Origin of the sequence: Aneurinibacillus sp. REN35, assembly GCF_041379945.2 — a bacterium.
Lineage (GTDB): Bacteria > Bacillota > Bacilli > Aneurinibacillales > Aneurinibacillaceae > Aneurinibacillus.
In genome coordinates this window covers 1-299 of sequence record NZ_JBFTXJ020000043.1, presented here as the reverse complement: position 1 = coordinate 299, position 299 = coordinate 1, and the positions used below count along the sequence as shown (strand labels likewise).

The 299-nt window shown below is 60.5% G+C and carries 1 protein-coding gene; it reads right to left on the bottom strand.

Features of this window, described 5'->3' with window-relative positions; all coding sequences use genetic code 11:
• Nucleotides 1-299: FAD-dependent oxidoreductase (locus tag AB3351_RS23600; RefSeq protein WP_371149552.1), on the bottom strand; the 299-nt coding region annotated here is incomplete at both ends.

The window sequence follows — 299 nt, the reverse complement described above, 5'->3', positions numbered from 1 at the left end:
CGACGGCCACAGCTGCGTCGGAACGACCGCATCGTACTCGATGGCGTAGCCGGTGCGCATCATTTCGACTTTCTCCAGCCCCGGAATCGAGCGCAGAATTTGCAGCTGCACATCCTCGGGCATGCTCGTAGACAGCCCTTGAACGTAGTACTCCTTCGTATTCCGGCCTTCCGGCTCCAGGAAGATCTGATGCTTTGGTTTGTCGGCGAAGCGGACGATCTTGTCTTCGATGGACGGGCAATACCGCGGGCCCGTGCCCTCGATCGCGCCGGAAAACATCGGCGCGCGGTGCAGGTTGT